At 66.0% G+C, this 15,662-nt stretch carries 13 protein-coding genes; 3 read left to right on the top strand and 10 right to left on the bottom strand.

The features are described 5' to 3' along the window. Positions 1-101: 101 nt before the first annotated feature. The 5 genes from miaA to Q6D67_RS13260 are packed head-to-tail and all read right to left on the bottom strand — an operon-like array spanning position 102 to position 6,252. The gene (gene miaA / locus Q6D67_RS13280) at positions 102-1,046 is read right to left on the bottom strand and encodes a tRNA (adenosine(37)-N6)-dimethylallyltransferase MiaA (protein ID WP_304706171.1); all 945 of its coding nucleotides are present in this window, start codon (positions 1,044-1,046) and stop codon (positions 102-104) included. Between the two features lie 38 nt (positions 1,047-1,084). Then, positions 1,085-2,890, bottom strand: coding sequence for a DNA mismatch repair endonuclease MutL (gene mutL / locus Q6D67_RS13275; protein WP_304706139.1), 1,806 nt, complete (start codon positions 2,888-2,890; stop codon positions 1,085-1,087). Between the two features lie 21 nt (positions 2,891-2,911). Further along, positions 2,912-4,228: an N-acetylmuramoyl-L-alanine amidase gene (locus Q6D67_RS13270; protein WP_304706138.1), complete on the bottom strand. Its 1,317-nt coding sequence runs from the start codon at positions 4,226-4,228 to the stop codon at positions 2,912-2,914. Positions 4,229-4,249: 21 nt separating this feature from the next. Further along, a complete protein-coding gene (gene tsaE, locus Q6D67_RS13265; RefSeq protein ID WP_304706137.1) occupies positions 4,250-4,732 on the bottom strand; it encodes a tRNA (adenosine(37)-N6)-threonylcarbamoyltransferase complex ATPase subunit type 1 TsaE in 483 nt (160 codons plus the stop codon). Continuing rightward, positions 4,729-6,252 carry an NAD(P)H-hydrate dehydratase gene (locus Q6D67_RS13260; RefSeq protein WP_304706136.1) on the bottom strand — a complete coding sequence of 508 codons (1,524 nt, stop codon included), beginning with the start codon at positions 6,250-6,252 and terminating at the stop codon, positions 4,729-4,731. Before Q6D67_RS13260 ends, tsaE begins: the two co-directional genes overlap by 4 nt. Before the next feature lie 78 nt (positions 6,253-6,330). Here Q6D67_RS13260 and queG point away from each other — a divergent pair, with 78 nt between their 5' ends. Both queG and Q6D67_RS13250 read left to right on the top strand, forming a co-directional pair. Beyond that, positions 6,331-7,416, top strand: coding sequence for a tRNA epoxyqueuosine(34) reductase QueG (gene queG / locus Q6D67_RS13255; RefSeq protein ID WP_304706135.1), 1,086 nt, complete (start codon positions 6,331-6,333; stop codon positions 7,414-7,416). Between the two features lie 55 nt (positions 7,417-7,471). Further along, complete coding sequence (locus Q6D67_RS13250; protein ID WP_304706134.1) at positions 7,472-8,359, top strand: hypothetical protein; 888 nt, start codon at positions 7,472-7,474, stop codon at positions 8,357-8,359. Between the two features lie 12 nt (positions 8,360-8,371). Here the strand turns inward: Q6D67_RS13250 and Q6D67_RS13245 are convergent, their stop codons facing one another. The 3 genes from Q6D67_RS13245 to orn all read right to left on the bottom strand — a co-directional run bounded on the left by Q6D67_RS13245 (position 8,372) and on the right by orn (position 10,578). Then, positions 8,372-9,085: an FHA domain-containing protein gene (locus Q6D67_RS13245; protein WP_304706133.1), complete on the bottom strand. Its 714-nt coding sequence runs from the start codon at positions 9,083-9,085 to the stop codon at positions 8,372-8,374. Between the two features lie 32 nt (positions 9,086-9,117). Next, positions 9,118-9,909 carry a LysM peptidoglycan-binding domain-containing protein gene (locus Q6D67_RS13240; protein ID WP_304706132.1) on the bottom strand — a complete coding sequence of 264 codons (792 nt, stop codon included), beginning with the start codon at positions 9,907-9,909 and terminating at the stop codon, positions 9,118-9,120. A gap of 120 nt (positions 9,910-10,029) precedes the next feature. Then, on the bottom strand, positions 10,030-10,578 hold the full coding sequence (orn, locus tag Q6D67_RS13235; RefSeq protein WP_304706131.1) for an oligoribonuclease: 549 nt from the start codon (positions 10,576-10,578) through the stop codon (positions 10,030-10,032). 84 nt (positions 10,579-10,662) lie between these two features. Between orn and rsgA the strand changes: the two genes are divergently transcribed. Further along, positions 10,663-11,679, top strand: a complete 1,017-nt coding sequence (rsgA, locus tag Q6D67_RS13230; RefSeq protein ID WP_304706130.1) for a small ribosomal subunit biogenesis GTPase RsgA — start codon at positions 10,663-10,665, stop codon at positions 11,677-11,679. Here rsgA and asd read toward each other — a convergent pair. Both asd and Q6D67_RS13220 read right to left on the bottom strand, forming a co-directional pair. Continuing rightward, positions 11,667-12,554 carry an archaetidylserine decarboxylase gene (gene asd, locus Q6D67_RS13225; RefSeq protein WP_304706129.1) on the bottom strand — a complete coding sequence of 296 codons (888 nt, stop codon included), beginning with the start codon at positions 12,552-12,554 and terminating at the stop codon, positions 11,667-11,669. The genes rsgA and asd overlap by 13 nt on opposite strands. Beyond that, the gene (locus tag Q6D67_RS13220) at positions 12,551-15,661 is read right to left on the bottom strand and encodes an efflux RND transporter permease subunit (RefSeq protein ID WP_304706128.1); all 3,111 of its coding nucleotides are present in this window, start codon (positions 15,659-15,661) and stop codon (positions 12,551-12,553) included. The genes asd and Q6D67_RS13220 overlap by 4 nt, the downstream gene beginning before the upstream one ends. Position 15,662 lies beyond the last annotated feature (1 nt).

The raw sequence follows: 15,662 nt of genomic DNA, 5'->3' as shown, positions 1-15,662 counted from the left end.
GACGGTCTCTACTCACCCCCGCTCCCGCAAAAATGGAACACGAAGAGGACCGCGGATGCTAAATACTAGCCCCTGTCACAGTATAGAACAGGATTGACGCTTTACATGGGGGTGCCAGCCAGATACTTCAAGGCTGTATGCAGTGGTTTCGTCTCCGTTACCGGCTCCCCATCTTCTGACTCCCCGGCCGCACAAACGTTCCCTGCGGTATCCGTCAGCAGCCAGTACAAGCCCGGCCACTTGCGCAGCCAGGTCAACTGGCGTTTCGCCAGCTGCCGGGTAGCTGCCATGCCCTGCTGTGCCGCCTCTTCCAGGCTGCACTCGCCGTCGAGATGGCGCCACAACTGGCGGTAGCCCACCGCGCGCACCGCGGGCAAGCCGGGGTGCAGGTCGCTGCGCCGGTGCAGTGCCGCCACCTCCTGCAAAAACCCCTGCGCCAGCATCGCCCCGAACCGGAGCTCGATCCGACGGTGCAGTTCCGCCCGCTGTTGCGGGCACAAAACCAGCTGCACCACGCGATAGTCAGCCGCCGGACTGAGCGCCGACCGCTGATGCCACTCACTCAGCTGCACCCCGCTCTGGAGGAAAACTTCCAAAGCCCTGCCTATACGTTGTGAATGGTGCGGATGGATTGCCGCGGCAGCCACCGGGTCAACCTGCGCCAGCCGGGCATGGAGCGTCGGCCAGCCATCGCGCCCGGCCTCTGCCGCCAGCTGCGCACGAATGGCTGGGTCGCTGGCGGGCATGGCGGCGAGCCCCTCGAGAAACGCCCGGAAGTAGAGCATGGTGCCGCCGACCAGGATCGGGGTGCGGCCGCGGCCGACAATCTGCGCCACCACCCTGCTGGCATCCGCGGCAAAATCCGCCGCGGAGTAGCTCTCGGCCGGGTCGCGAATATCCATCAGGTGGTGGGGATAGTCGGGCTTGGCGCTGCCGATATCCAGCCCGCGATACACCAGGGCGGAGTCGACGCTGACCAGTTCGCCATCCAGCGCTTCCGCCAAACCTGTGGCCAGCTCGGTCTTGCCCGCCGCCGTGGGCCCCATGATGCACAGCAGCAAAGGCTTATCGGGCTCTGCGGCCACTAGCGCCCTCGCAGGAACAGCTTGTCCAGTTCCTCCAGCGCCAGCCGGGTCCAGGTCGGGCGGCCGTGGTTGCACTGCCCGGCGCGCTCGGTCTCCTCCATGTCCCGCAGCAGGGCGTTCATCTCGGGGATGGTGAGCCTGCGATTGGCGCGCACCGAGCCGTGACAGGCCATGGTGGAAAGGATTTCATCCATGTGTGCCTCGATGCGGTCTGAGCTGCCGTACTCGACCAGATCCGACAACACATCCCGCACCAGGGCTTCCACGTCGGAGTCGCGCAGGCTGACCGGGATCTGCCGTACCAGCAGGGACTCCTCGCCCGCCACATCCAGCGCCAGCCCCAGGCGCTGGAAGACTTCGGCATGCTCCTGCGCCAGCAGCGTCTCGCGCTGGCTGACCGCGATCGCCTGCGGCACCAGCAGCGGCTGGGCGGGAATGGAATCCAGCGCCCGCGACGTCTTCAGCCGCTCGTAGGTTATGCGTTCGTGGGCCGCGTGCATGTCGACCAGCACCAGACCCTCGGCGTTTTCCGCCAGAATATAAATGCCCTTGAGCTGGGCCAGGGCGTAGCCCAGCGGCGGCACTTCCTCCGGCGTATCCTGCGCCGGCAGGCGCTGGGGGTGCAGGCCGGCATAGCTGCGCACCTGCTCCATCGCCCGCCCGGGCAGCGGTGCTGGTGGAGGGCTGTAGGCCGGCGCATTGGCGCCCCAGCCGAGCCCGGGCTGGCGCGCAATCTCGCCGGTGCGGGCATCCACTGCGAGGCCCTCCGGGGTCGCCAGGGGCGCCGGTGCCGAGACCGGCCGCACCTCCGCCAGGGCCCGGTGCAGGCCGCTGAAGATGCACTGGTGCACGGCCCGGCTGTCGCGGAAGCGCACCTCGTGCTTGCCCGGGTGCACGTTGACATCCACCTGCGCCGGGTCCAGTTCCAGATACAGGACGAAAGCGGGATGGCGGCCGTGGTAGAGCACGTCGCGATAGGCCTGCTTGACCGCGTGCGCCACCAGCTTGTCGCGGATAACCCGGCCATTGACGAAGAAGTACTGCAGGTCCGCCTGGCTGCGGGAAAAGGTCGGCAGCGCCAGCCAGCCCCGCAGGCGCATGTCACTGCGCTCCGTTTCGATATACAGGGCCTGCTCCATGAAGGCGGGCCCGCACACCGCCGCCACCCGTCGCTGCTGTTCGGAGGTGCTGGCAGCCCCGGCCAGGTTGTGCACCAGCTTGCCATTGTGGCGCAGGCTGAAGGCCACCTCGAAGCGGGACAGGGCCAGCCGCTTGACCACCTCCTCCAGATGGTTGAACTCGGTCTTTTCGGTGCGCAGGAACTTGCGCCGGGCCGGGGTATTGAAGAACAGGTCGCGCACTTCCACCGTGGTGCCGCGGGGATGGGGGGCCGGGCGCAGCTGCACCTCCATCTCGCGCCCCTCGCAAAGGGCACTGCGACCCTCACTGCTGTCGTCCCGATGATTGCTGGTCAGGGTCAGGCGCGATACCGAGCCAATGGAGGCCAGCGCCTCGCCACGGAAGCCCAGGCTGCCGACGCATTCGAGGTCCTCGAGCGAGGCGATCTTGCTGGTGGCGTGGCGGGCCAGGGCCAGCGGCAGGTCCTCCGGCTCCATGCCGGCGCCGTTGTCGCGGATGCGGATCAGCCGGGTGCCGCCGGACTCGACGTCGATCTCCACCCGGGTGGCGCCGGCATCGAGGCTGTTCTCCAGCACTTCCTTGGCGACGGACGCGGGGCGCTCCACCACCTCTCCGGCGGCAATCTGGTTGGCAAGCCTCGGGCTGAGGCGAAGTATTCTGGACATGGGCCGGGGGCGCTGCAGCGCTCAGGTGGTAGGGATTTTCAGCGTCTGGCCCACCAGGATGCGGGAGTCACGGAGACCGTTGTGATTCCGCAGCTGGCTTACGGGCACGTCAAAGCGCTGGGCAATGCCCGACAGTGTATCACCCCGGGCGATGACATACTCCTGAGCACCCTGCTGCTTGCGCCAGGCCAGCAGCGTACCGGGTGGCGGCTGGGCAATGAACCAGTCGCGGATGCCGGCGTGGATGGCCTGCGCCAGCTTGCGCTGATAGTCCCGGGTGCCCAGCTTGCGGGATTCGCCGGGGTTCGAAATGAAGCCCGTTTCCACCAGGATGGAGGGGATATCCGGCGACTTCAGCACTGCAAACCCCGCCTGCTCCACGTTGCGCTTGTGCAGGCGCGCCACCGTGTCCATCCGCCGCAGGACCTTGTCGCCCACCCGGAGGCTGTGATCCAGGGTGTTGGTCATCGAGAGATCGGTCAGTACCCCCGCCAGGACCTCGTCCTTGTCCGAGATCCTGACCCCACCCACCAGGTCCGCCTCGTTCTCGCGCTGCGCAAGGTAGCTGGCGGCAGTGCTGGAAGCGCCACGGGTGGACAGCGCGTAGACCGAGGCGCCGTTCGCCTCGCGGCGCATGAAAGCGTCGGCGTGGACGGAGACAAACAGATCCGCCTGGCGCTGGCGGGCGACGTCGCGACGCCCCTTGAGGCTGATGTAGTAGTCGCCGGTGCGGACCATGGTCGGGCTGAAGCCCTCATCCCGCTCCAGCAGCGAGTGCAGTTCGCGGGCAATCGCCAGCACCACATCTTTCTCGCGCAGGCGGTTGGGCCCGATCGCACCCGGGTCTTCACCACCGTGGCCGGCATCAACAGCGATGATGATGTCGCGCCGGCCAGACCCGCTGGCGGCACTTTTCCGCACCTCCGCCACCTCCGGCTTTTTGCCCGGGGTGCGATCATAGAGGTCCAGCACCAGCCGGTCGCCGGCCTGGGCGTTGGCCTTGAGCGCGAAACTGCGGGGGTCCACACCTTCGGTAACATCGAACACCACCCGCAGATCGTGCCCCTCGCGAACCCCGGAGCGCACCACGGAGATCGGGGTATTGGTCAGGTCCAGCGAGGTCAGGCTGGCCTTGAGCGTTGCCGAGGAGAGGTCCAGTACGATGCGGTCGGGGTTTTCCAGGCTCAGCAGGCGGTGCTCGGCGGGGCCGGTGAGGTCAAACACGACACGGGTGTGATCCGGAGCGCGCCACAGGCGCACGTCGTGGACCTCCACCGCCAGCGCGGGGCACATTATCAACCACCCCAGGACCAGCCTGATCCAGAAAGCCCTGCTCATCTCACTCCAGCCGATTATCGGTCACGTTATTCGGGCACCGGGCTGCCAGCGCGCCAGAACCGTACTTCCCAGTACCGACCCGGCGCGCGCCATGACACTGCGGCTGCTGCCGGCAGCCACTATAGTAATCGCTAAGTCCGCAGGGGGTAAAGCGCCGGCACCGCGCTCGGGCCATTCGACCAGGCACAGGCTATCGGGCGCAAAGTAATCGCGGATGCCGATAAATTCGAGTTCCGCAGGGTCGCCCAGGCGATAAAGATCGAAGTGATAAACATCCAGCTGCCCCACCCGGTACGGCTCCACCAGGGTGTAGGTCGGGCTCTTCACCGCCCCGGCGTGCCCCAGCGCCTGCATGAAACCGCGGCAGAAGGTCGTCTTGCCCATGCCGAGATCGCCCTGCAGGTAGACCACCAGGCCCGGCTCGCTGGCTGCGGCGAGCGCGGCGCCCAGCGCAACCATGGCATTCTCATCCGCGACCAGCCAGCGGGCCTCGCCGCCACTCATCCGAGCAGGCGCCGCAGCGGCGCCATCAGGTCGCTGGCAAGCAGGCCGCGCTGGCCCTGTTCCGCGGCGGCGTCGGCCGCGGCCCCGTGCAGGCACACACCCAGCGCCGCCGCCGCGACTCCCTCCAGCCCCTGGGCCAGCAACCCGCCGACAATGCCGCTGAGGACATCGCCCATGCCGCCCGACGCCATGCCCGGGTTGCCGTAATCGGACAGCAGGCGCGCATCGGCAGCCACCACCAGGCTACCGTTGCCCTTGAGCACTGCCGTGCCGCCCAACTGCTCCTGCAGCTGGACCGCGGCAGCGAAGCGGTCCGCCTGCACCGCGGCCGTGGTCACGCCCAGCAGCCGTGCGGCCTCGCCCGGGTGCGGGGTGTACAGCCAATGGTCCCGGCGCTTGCGTGGCAGCAGCTGACCTTGCGCCAGCAGGTTGAGCCCGTCTGCATCCAGCACACAGGGCAGGTCGCTCGCCGCCACGGCCTGCAGCAGTTGCTGCGACCAGCTGCTGCGCCCCAGGCCCGGGCCCACCACCAGTACATCCGCGGCGGCCAGCAGGGGTTGCAGATCCTGGCCCGAGCGCACGCCGGTCACCATGGCCTCCGGGGTGCGGGCGATGAGCGCCGACAGGTGTTCCGGCTGCGTTGCCACGCGCACCAGGCCGGCACCGCTGCGCAGCGCCGCTTCCGCCGCCAGCACTACAGCGCCGGGCATACCGGTATCCCCACCAATCACCAGCACAGTGCCAAAACTGCCCTTGTGGGCAGCAGCAGGGCGCCGCGGCCACTGCGCCAGCAGCTGGTCGAGCTCCAGCCGACGCCAACCCGGCGCCACGGCCCGGTAGGCCTCGAGGGGCACGGCCAGATCGGAAAACTCCAGCGCGCCGCAACAGTCGGGGCCATCCAGGGTGAACAGGCCGCGCTTGTAGCCAATGAAGGTCACAGTGAGCTCGGCGCGTACCGCCCGCCCCAGGATCCGCCCGGTGTCGCTGCACAGGCCGGAGGGAATGTCGACAGCGACAACCGGCCGGCCGCCAGCATTGCAGGCATCGATGGCGGCGGCAAACGGTGCCCTGACCTCGCCCCCCAGGCCGGTGCCCAGCATGGCATCGACCAGAACCCCGGACTGTTGCAGGGCGGCGGACGAAAACGGCAGCACCGCCACGCCATTGGCCAGCGCCTGCTCCCGCGCGCGCAGGGCGTCACCGCCGATTTTGGCCGGATCACCAACTTGCAACACCTGCGCGGGGATCCCGCGGCGATGGGCCTGGTCGGCGATGAGATAACCATCACCACCGTTATTGCCGGTGCCACACAAGATCTGCAACAGTTCCGGCTCGGGCCAGCGCAGCAGCAACTGTTCCAGGGTGGCCGCAGCGGCGCGCGACATCAGCAGGGCGCCGCTGATGCCGCCGTGGTCAATGGCCCAATGGTCCAGCGCCCGGCTCTCCGCCGCACTGTAGAGGGCCTCATGCTCCACCCAGGTAAATCCCGGCTTGCCTGTCGTCGCCAAATCCAACCCCACGCTGCTACACTGCAGACCACTGAAAGTTATCGCAAACCCGCGAATTATAGGCAGGTTTTACTGCCCCGGCCCAGCCCCATGGCAACGACACTGACCCAGGAACAGCAGTCGCACCTGCGCCAGCAGCTTGAGCGCTGGGCGGCCGAGCTCGGCTTTGCCCAGCTCGGCGTCAGCGACATTCAGCTGGACCAGCACGAAGCCTACCTGCGGAAATGGCTGCAGGCAGGCTACCACGGCAGCATGGACTACATGGAGCGCCACGGCGAGAAGCGCGCGCGCCCGGCCGAGCTGATTCCGGATACCTGTCGCGTCATCACCCTGCGCATGAATTACCTGGCTGCGGGTACCAGGCCAGAAGCGGTACTGGAGGCGACCGAGAAAGCCTATATCTCGCGCTATGCCCTGGGGCGCGATTATCACAAGCTGATCCGCAAGCGCCTGGCGCAACTGGCCACTCGGCTGCAGCAAGAGGCCGGCGGTGGGCAGTATCGCGCCTTTGTTGACAGTGCCCCGGTGCTGGAGCGGGCGCTGGCCGAGCGCGCGGGCATGGGCTGGATCGCCAAGAACACCATGCTGATCAATGAGCGCGCCGGCTCCTGGTTTTTCCTCGGTGAAATCTACACCGACCTGCCCCTGGCGGCCGACCCGCCGCAGCCGGCAAAACACTGCGGCAGTTGCACCGCCTGCCTGACCGTATGTCCCACCGATGCCTTCGTCGGCCCGTTCCAGCTGGACGCGCGGCGCTGTATTTCCTATCTGACGATTGAGCACAAGGGCAGCATCGACGAAGCCCTGCGGCCGCTCATGGGCAACCGTATTTTTGGCTGCGATGACTGCCAGCTGGTCTGCCCCTGGAACAAATTTGCCCAGCACAGTGATGAGGCCGATTTCCGGCCTCGCCACGGTCTCCAGGACAGCGACCTGGTGGACCTGTTCCTGTGGGATGAAGCCACTTTTCTGGCCCGGACCGAGGGCTCGGCGATCCGCCGCATCGGCTACGAACGCTGGCTGCGCAATATCGCCGTCGCCCTCGGCAATGCGCCCCCGGCCACGGCGGTCGTTGCGGCGCTGAACCAGCGTCTCGACCACCCCTCCGCCCTGGTCCGCGAGCACGTCAGCTGGGCCCTGCAGCGGCAGCGCGACAGAAACGCCAACCAGTGCTAGCATCCTGGTTCGGGGAAGGAGCCGGGCAGGCGAAGAAGAGGGGAGCACCAAAACGATGGATATCCTCGGCAAGCGCGGCTACCTGCCACTGCAGGTGAAGTGGACCGCCATCGTGGCGGCGGTGGTTGCACTGGCCATGGCGGCGAGCTCGGTGCTGGTATTTCGCGCCCAGAGCGAGGTCCTGACCCGTCAGGCCGTGGACTCGGGCATGTCGCTGGCCAGGTTCATTGCGGTACAGGCAGCGATCCCCGTGCTTGGGGAGGACTGGGCGACCCTGCAGGCCCTGGTGGATGACGCTGCCGCCCGCGGTGCTTTTCGCTACCTGATCATTGCCGACCACGAGGGCACCGTCCGCAGCGCCAGCGACGACAGCCTCATCGGCCGCCCCTGGATACCGGCCGGGATCCCGCGGGAATTGCTCAGCTACAGCGATGGCAGCCGGGCACAGGAACTCGAGCAGGCATTCAATTTCCGCCTGCCGGTGCTGTTCAACCAGACCGTAGTGGGCCGCGTCGATCTGGGGGTCGACCGGGCGCCCCTGGAAGCCGCCCTGGATACCACCAGGCGCATGCTGGTGGCACTCGCCCTTGCCATTGTGCTGGCGGTCTCCCTGGTTGTATTCGTCTGCACCGAGCGCGTCGCGCGCAATCTCAAGCGCGCCACTTCCGCCCTGAAGCAGCCGGAGGCTGCGGCCTTTAGCGAGGACTCGTTGCACGACACCCCCCGCGCCGACAAAGGGGTCGATGTCATGGCGGCACTGCGCGGCACCCTGAGTGAGGAGTGGCTCCAGACCGGCAGCGGCTTGCTGCAAAGCGACCTGGAGGCGGCCATCAGCGCACTGGAGAAATCCCTGCGCTACAACCCGGGGAACCGCAATGCCAGCCTGCGCCTGCAACAGGCGCGCACGGCGCAACGTAAGCTGCAGCGTAGCCAGGGCTCCTGAGCGGCACGGTCGTTATCGGCCGCTGTCTGCATTGTCGCGGCTGCCGGGAGTTTCGATTGTGGTCGTGTCGTCCAACCCTACCCCGCGAGGGAGGTTGTCATAGCTGCGATGTACCCGGAACACAATGTCGTGAAAGCGGATCTCATCCTCGTTCTGCAGCGCGCAACGTCCCGTCATGGCCCGCCCGTTCACCACCGTGCCGTTCGCGGAACCCAGGTCCTCGAGCATGAGCTGGCCAGCTTCCAGATCCAGCCGTGCGTGCTGCCGCGACACGTGGGGGCTGACCACGGCGATGTCGCTTTCCAGGGAGCGCCCCAGCACCAGCGAGCGGTCCACACCAAAACTCAGTCCCGCCAGGGGCCCCGTCTCCGCGGACAGGGTCCATTCAAAATCCGACCCCGCCTCCGTCCTGCGAAAATAGCCCGGCCTGCCGGCGGCGCGGCGGTCATTGAGTGGCGGGACATTGGACAGCAGCCGACGTTCGACAAACGGGGTGGAACGAACGATTCCTCTGGGCGTGATCTGGAAAAACCAGGCGAGGGCAAATGCTATCGGGAAGCCGGCTATGGTCACGACAAAAATAATCCGGGAGATCTCGTCGCCATCGAGATCCAGCAGCGGGAAAAGCACATCAATAATCTGCAGGCTGCCCCAGGCCGCGAAGATGTACAGAAAACAGGTCTGGAATACCTTGCGTCGCCGCAGTTCGCGGTACAATGTCAACAATGTGGACTCCTTGGCTCGGCCCATGCTGGGGGTCAGTTCAGCTGCTGCAGTCGGTTCTGCAATTTAACCGCCTGCGCCCGATACAAGCCTGCATTTTCATGCTCCGGATCCAATACCAGCACCTGGTCCCAGAGGCTGATGGCCTGCTCCAGATTATGGGCCCGAAAAGCATTCAACGCCTCGCGATGCAGGTCGGCGGGATTGCCGTCGGGCGCCCGCGCTAGCGCCGGCGCTGGCTGCGGCAGGGCCTCGGCAGGCGCTTCTGCCTCAGCAGCCGCTTCCGCAGCGCCCGCCTCAGCCGTGGCGGCAACTTCTCGGGCCGTGGCTTCCGGGTCGTCATCCGCCGCAAACGCTGCGATGGCAATGGCAGTCAGGGGGATCCTGAGAGTCTGGCCAGCCCGCAGCTGTCGCGGTTCAACGATGTCGTTGTACTTGGCGAGCGCATAAAACTGGTAGACGTCCCCCAGATACCGTTGCGCCAGTGTAGACAGGGACTCTCCCGACATGAGGGCGATTTCCCGATACTCGGACGGATAGTATTCGCGCGAATCTGCTTCAATTTGTCGCAGCAGATCGCTGGCCACTGCACTGCGGGGGTTTTCCTCCAGATAGGCAATCAGGTGCGCCCGGGCCTCACCGGCATTGCCCGTTTCCAGCAGGCTCAGCGCGGCGCGGAACAGCTCCTGCGCCGAAAGGCCCGGCCGGGCGGTGAACACGGGTTCCTCAACGGTGGCCACCGGTGGCGCCGCCTCCTGCACCGCGGTCGCAGCACAGGCCGACGCCAGCACGCTGAGTACCGCCCCTCCAATCACTGCCTGTCTCACGCGAAGCCCCCTGTCCCCGAAGGTTCGGCCAAGGCCGGGCCAACCTGTTTATTATCGTTGCTTACTATAGATTACCGCCATCGAGCTGTGAACGCGCGGGGGTCGTTTTTCTCGGCCACCTCAGGTCGCGGCCAGCAACAAGTGCTCGCGATAGTAGCGCAACTCCGCTATGGACTCGCGAATATCCTCCAGGGCCTGGTGGCTACCCGCCTTGACCACGCCCTGCTCCAGCTCGGGACGCCAGAGCTGCATCAGTATCTTCAGCGAGCTGACGTCGAGATTGCGGTAGTGGAAGTAGCGCTCGAGACGCGGCAGGTGCCGGACCATGAAGCGGCGGTCCTGGCAGATGCTGTTGCCGCAGATCGGCGATGTGCCGGGAGCCACCCATTGCCGCAGGAACGCCAGGGTCTGATCTTCCGCCGCCGTTTCATCAACGGTACTGGCGCGAACCCGCTCGACCAGGCCTGAGCGCGTGTGATGCGTGGTGTTCCATTCATCCATCGCTGCCAGCACGGAATCCGGTTGCTGGATGGCAATCACCGGGCCCTCCGCCAGGGTGTTGAGCTCACTGTCGGTAACAATGGAGGCGATTTCAATCACCACGTCCCGGTCTGGATCGAGCCCCGTCATCTCAAGATCCACCCAGATCAGCCTGTCTGGTCGTTGCATGGTGCTCGCTCTCTCCACATCATCTTCGGCGCAGTGTAACAAATTGCCTGTACAGCGCCATGCCGGCACCCAATAATGCCCCGCATGAGCAAACGCAAACTGAGCCGCCAGCAGAACTGGCGCATCAGCAAGATCCAGGATGAGCGCAGCGCCCGGGCGCTGCGCCGCGGGGAGCGTGGCGAAGAGGTCCTGGGGGCCGGTGAGCTGGGGGCCGAACAGACTGGCCTGGTCATTGCCCATTTCGGCACCCAGGTAGACGTGGAGGGTGAAGCTGGTGGCACCCAGCGCTGTCACCTGCGGGCCAATCTGGACGGCCTGGTCACCGGCGACCGCGTTGTCTGGTGCGCGGGAGATACAACCGGGGTCGTTGTAGCCAGGGAGCCCCGCCACAGTGAACTGCGGCGCCCGGACCCCTATGGCAAGCTAAAACCGATCGCCGCCAACATCGACCAGATCCTGGTGGTGATTGCGCCCTTCCCGGAGCCTCATGCGAACCTCATCGACCGCTACCTGGTAGCCGCCGAGGCGGTGGCTATCGAGCCCGTGCTGCTGCTCAACAAGTCGGACCTGCTGGACCGGGATCCGGCCCTGCGCGCGCGCATGCAGGCGCTGCTCGCCCTCTACCCGACCCTGGGCTACCGGCTGCTGGAAGTAAGCAGCCAAAGCGGCAGCCTGGCCGTGCTCAACGAGGCACTGCGGGACCGGGTCAGCGTCTTTGTCGGCCAGTCGGGTGTCGGCAAGTCTTCTCTGGTCAATGCCCTGCTGCCCGCTGCCGGGCTGCGGGTGGGAGCGCTGTCAGAGCTGCGCCAGAAAGGGGTGCACACCACGACCACGGCCCAGTTGTTCCACCTGCCCGCCGGCGGCAGCCTGATCGACTCTCCGGGGATTCGCGAATTCGGCCTCTGGCACATGGGCCGGGAGCAGGTGGAGGAGGGGTTTCGGGAATTCAGGCCGCTGCTGGGGCACTGCCGCTTTCGCGACTGCAGCCACGAACACGAACCCGGCTGTGCCATCCTGGCCGCAGTCGAGGGCGGCGCCATCAGCCCGACCCGGCTGGCCAGCTACCGCCACATCGTCTCGACGCTAGGTCAGCCGGGCTGAGTCGGGGCAGCTTGCTGCCCGGGCGCGGCGGCGAGACTGCCCAGCGCTTCACCCAGGCGCGTCCGGGTGCCGGCGCTATAGTCCGGCGACCAGCCCATGGCGCCCTCCGGAAACAGCAGGATGACTGTTGAGCCCAGCTTGAAGCGGCCCATCTCCTCGCCCTTGGCCAGCCGCACGGGCGCCGGCAACTCGCGATAGTCGCGCTGCAGCATGGCCCGCGGCGGTGGTGCCACCTGCCCCTCCCACACCGTTTCTATACCCGCCACCACCATGGCACCGACCAGCACCATGGCCATGGGTCCGGCCGCGGTATCGAAGTAACAGACCAGGCGCTCGTTGCGGGCGAACAGGCGCTCGACGCCGGCTGCGGTGGTGCCGTTGACCGAAAACAGCTTGCCCGGTATGTAGCAGGTAGCCGCCAATTCCCCAGCGAGGGGCATGTGGACCCGGTGGTAATCCCGCGGTGCCAGGTAAATGGTGGCAAAGTGGCCGTTGCGGAACTGTGCCGCACGGGCCTCGTCGCCCCCCAGCAGGGACCAGGTGGAGTAGTGGCGGCCCTTGGCCTGCAGCAGACTGAACTCTTCGATGCGGCCGATCTGGCTGACGCAGCCATCTGCCGGGCATACGATGGCGGCCTCTGCCAGCGGCCGCGCGCCCGGGCGCAGGGACCGGGTGAAGAAAGCATTGAAGCTGGGGTAGGCTTCGGGGCAGGGCTCCGCAGCCTCTTTCATGTCCACAGCAAACACCCGGATGAAGCTGTTGATCATCAGGTCCTTGAGCCAGCGCGGATTGCGCAGCTCCGCCAGGGCTGCCGTGAGCCGGGACAGCAGATGCTGTGGCAGGAGATGCTGCAGCATGATGAACAGGGTTTTCATGGGCTGGGAGGCTCCTTCTGCAGCACCTGTTGGGCCCGGGCAGCGACGTCCCGGCCCAGGTACATGTAAACAGCGGGTAGTACATACAGGGTGAACAGGGTGCCGATCGTCATCCCCGAAGCGATCACCAGGCCCATGGAGAACCGCGCCCCCGCACCCGGACCCGACGACAGCAGCAACGGCACCATGGCCAGCACCAGCGCCGCCGTGGTCATCAGCACCGGCCGCAGGCGCACCGAGGCCGCCTCCTCAATTGCTTCGCGCTTGGCCATACCCTCGTCCTGCAGGCGGTTGGCAAACTCCACAATGAGGATGCCGTGCTTGGAAATCACCCCGATCAGGGTAACGAGTCCTACCTGGCTGTAGATGTTGAGGGTGGCACCATTGACCTGGAACAGGGCCAGAACATTCAGGCACAGCAATGCCCCGGAGATCGACATGGGCACGGTTACCAGCATGATGAACGGGTCCCGGAAAGACTCGAACTGGGCCGCCAACACCAGGTAGATCAGCAGCAGGGCGAAGAAGAAACTGGTAATCAGGGTACTGCCCTCGGTCTTGAACTGGCGGCTCAGCCCGGCGTAGTCGACCCCGTACTCGCGGCCCAGCTCCTCGGCGACGATGGTTTCCAGGGTGGCCAGCGCCTCGCCCAGCGGAACCCCGGGGCGCGGCAGCCCGCTCAGCGTCACCGCGTTGAGCTGCTGGAAACCCGGCAATACCCGCGGGGTCACCTCGTCCTCCAGCGTGACCAGGGTCGCCAGCGGGATCAGCTTCCCGCTCCGGGTGCGCGTATGGTAGCTGTTCAGGTCTTCCGGGTTCAGGCGCTGGGTCCTGCGCACCTGGGGAATAACCTTGTAGGACCGGTCGTGCATGGCAAAGCGATTGACGAAGCCACCGGAAAGCAGCGCGGACAGGTCGTCACTCAGGGTCTGCATGCTGACTCCCAGCAGGGCGGCCTTGTCGCGATTGATGTGAATGCGCTGCTGCGGCTTGTCCAGCTGCAGGTTCTGGTCAATAAAGATGAATTTGCCGCTGGCGCGGGCCCGCTCCAGCACCGCCTCGGCGCTGTCATAGAGCACCAGGTAATCGAGCGTGCTGTTGATCACGAACTCCACCGGGAAAATGCCGGGGGACGGCAGCGGTGGCGGGTTCACCGCGTTGACCTGGAGCCCCGCAATCGCCGCGGTGCGGGGCTGGATGGTCTCGTTCAGAACCTCGGTGGAGCTGCGCTCGCGCTCGCCCCAGGGTTTGAAAATGAAGCCGCCAAAGGCGCCATTGTTGCCACCACTGCCCCCCGGGTTTTCACCATTGAACAGGAAGTTGACCGCGATTTCCGGCGTGTCGCGGGTAATCTGGCCAATCTCCGCGCTGTATTGCTCGATGTACTCCAGGGTGACGTAGGGGTCTGACTCGGCGAGGTAGAAAATCAGGCCCAGATCTTCCGCGGGGGCCAGTTCCGCCGGCGACCTGACGAACAGAAAGTAGCAGGATGCAAGGATCACGGCCCCAAACACCAGCACGCCGGCCCGGTCATCCAGCACCCGGTCGAGATCCCGCTGGTAGACCCGGCGCAGGGCCTCGAACCGCTGGTCCAGCCAGTGCTCAAGACGGTTGTCGGCGCTGTCCGCGGTGCTCTGCAACATTCTGGCGCACATCATCGGCGACAGGGTCAGGGCCACCACGCCGGAGATCAGTACCGCCCCCGCCAGGGTGAAGGCAAATTCAGTAAACAGGGTTCCGGTAAGGCCACCGATAAACCCGATAGGCAGATAGACCGCCACCAGGGTGGTGGTCATGGCGACAATGGGCCAGGCCAGTTCCCGGGCGCCCTTGAGTGCCGCCTCCGTGGGCGTCATGCCGTGTTCGATGTGGCGGTGGATGTTCTCCACCACGATAATGGCGTCGTCCACCACGATACCAATGGCCAGGACGAAGGCGAGCAGCGTGAGCAGATTGATGCTGAACCCCAGCAGCAGCATCAGGAACAGGGCGCCGACCAGGGACAGGGGCACCGCAACCGCCGGAATCAGCACCGAACGCATCGAACCCAGGAACAGGAAGATCACCACGATAACGATCGCCATCGCCTCGACGATGGTGGCCTGGACCTGGCTGATGGCGGCTTCGATATAAACCGTGGCATCGTAGTTGATGCTGCCCTCGATCCCCTGCGGCAGGCTGGGGACGATGTCCCGCTCGTAGACTTCGCGCACCCCGGCGATCACCTCCAGGGCGTTGGCGTCACTGGCAACGGAAATGGGCACGAACACCGCACGCTGGTCGATCACCATGGCCGAACTGGCATAGGCCTCGGAGCCCAGTTCCACCGTGGCCACGTCCTCCAGCCGGACAATGGCGCCGTCCTGTTCCCTCAGCACAAGCTGGCGGAAGCCCGCTTCCGAGGTGATGTCAGTGTCCGCCTTGAGCGTGACCTCGACCATGCTGCCGCGGGTCGCCCCCACCGCGGAGAGCACATTGTTCTCCTGCAGCGCCGCCCGCACGTCACTGGCGGTGAGATCCAGCGCCGTCAGCCGATCGCTGTCCAGCCAGATGCGCATGGCAAAGATATCGGTGGTGTCCGCGCTGGCGCGCTGCACCCCGGGCAGAGTCGCGAGCTTGGGCTCGACCTCCCGGATCACATAGTCCGCGACCCGGTTGATCGGCAACTCGGGGCTGGAGAACGAGATATACATGGTGCCCACCTGCTCTCCGACCGCGAGGGTGAGCACCGGATCCTCCGACTCCCGGGGCAGTTCGTTGCGCAGCTTGTTGACCTTGGTGACAACCTGGGTCAGCACCTCGTCCGGATTGGCGCCGGTGCGCACATAGGCCGAGATCACGCTGAGCCCGCGCGTGCTGTTGGAGGTCAGGTAGTCAATATTTTCCGCGGTGGCAATCTCCCGCTCCAGGGGCGTGGTAATAAAGCCCTTGATCAGCTCCGCATCGGCGCCGGTGTAGGTCGTCGACACCGTAATCACCGCGTTCTCCAGCATCGGAAATTCGCGCACGTTGAGTTCCCCGGCCGCGCGCAAACCCAGCACCACCAGGAACAGGCTGACCACGGTGGCCAGCACCGGCTTGCGGATAAACAGATCGGTGAAAGCCACG

This window comes from Haliea sp. E1-2-M8 (assembly GCF_030649675.1).
Classification (GTDB): Bacteria; Pseudomonadota; Gammaproteobacteria; order Pseudomonadales; family Halieaceae; genus Haliea.
The sequence above is the reverse complement of the archived record's forward strand: the minus strand, read 5'-3'. Positions and strand labels throughout refer to the sequence as shown.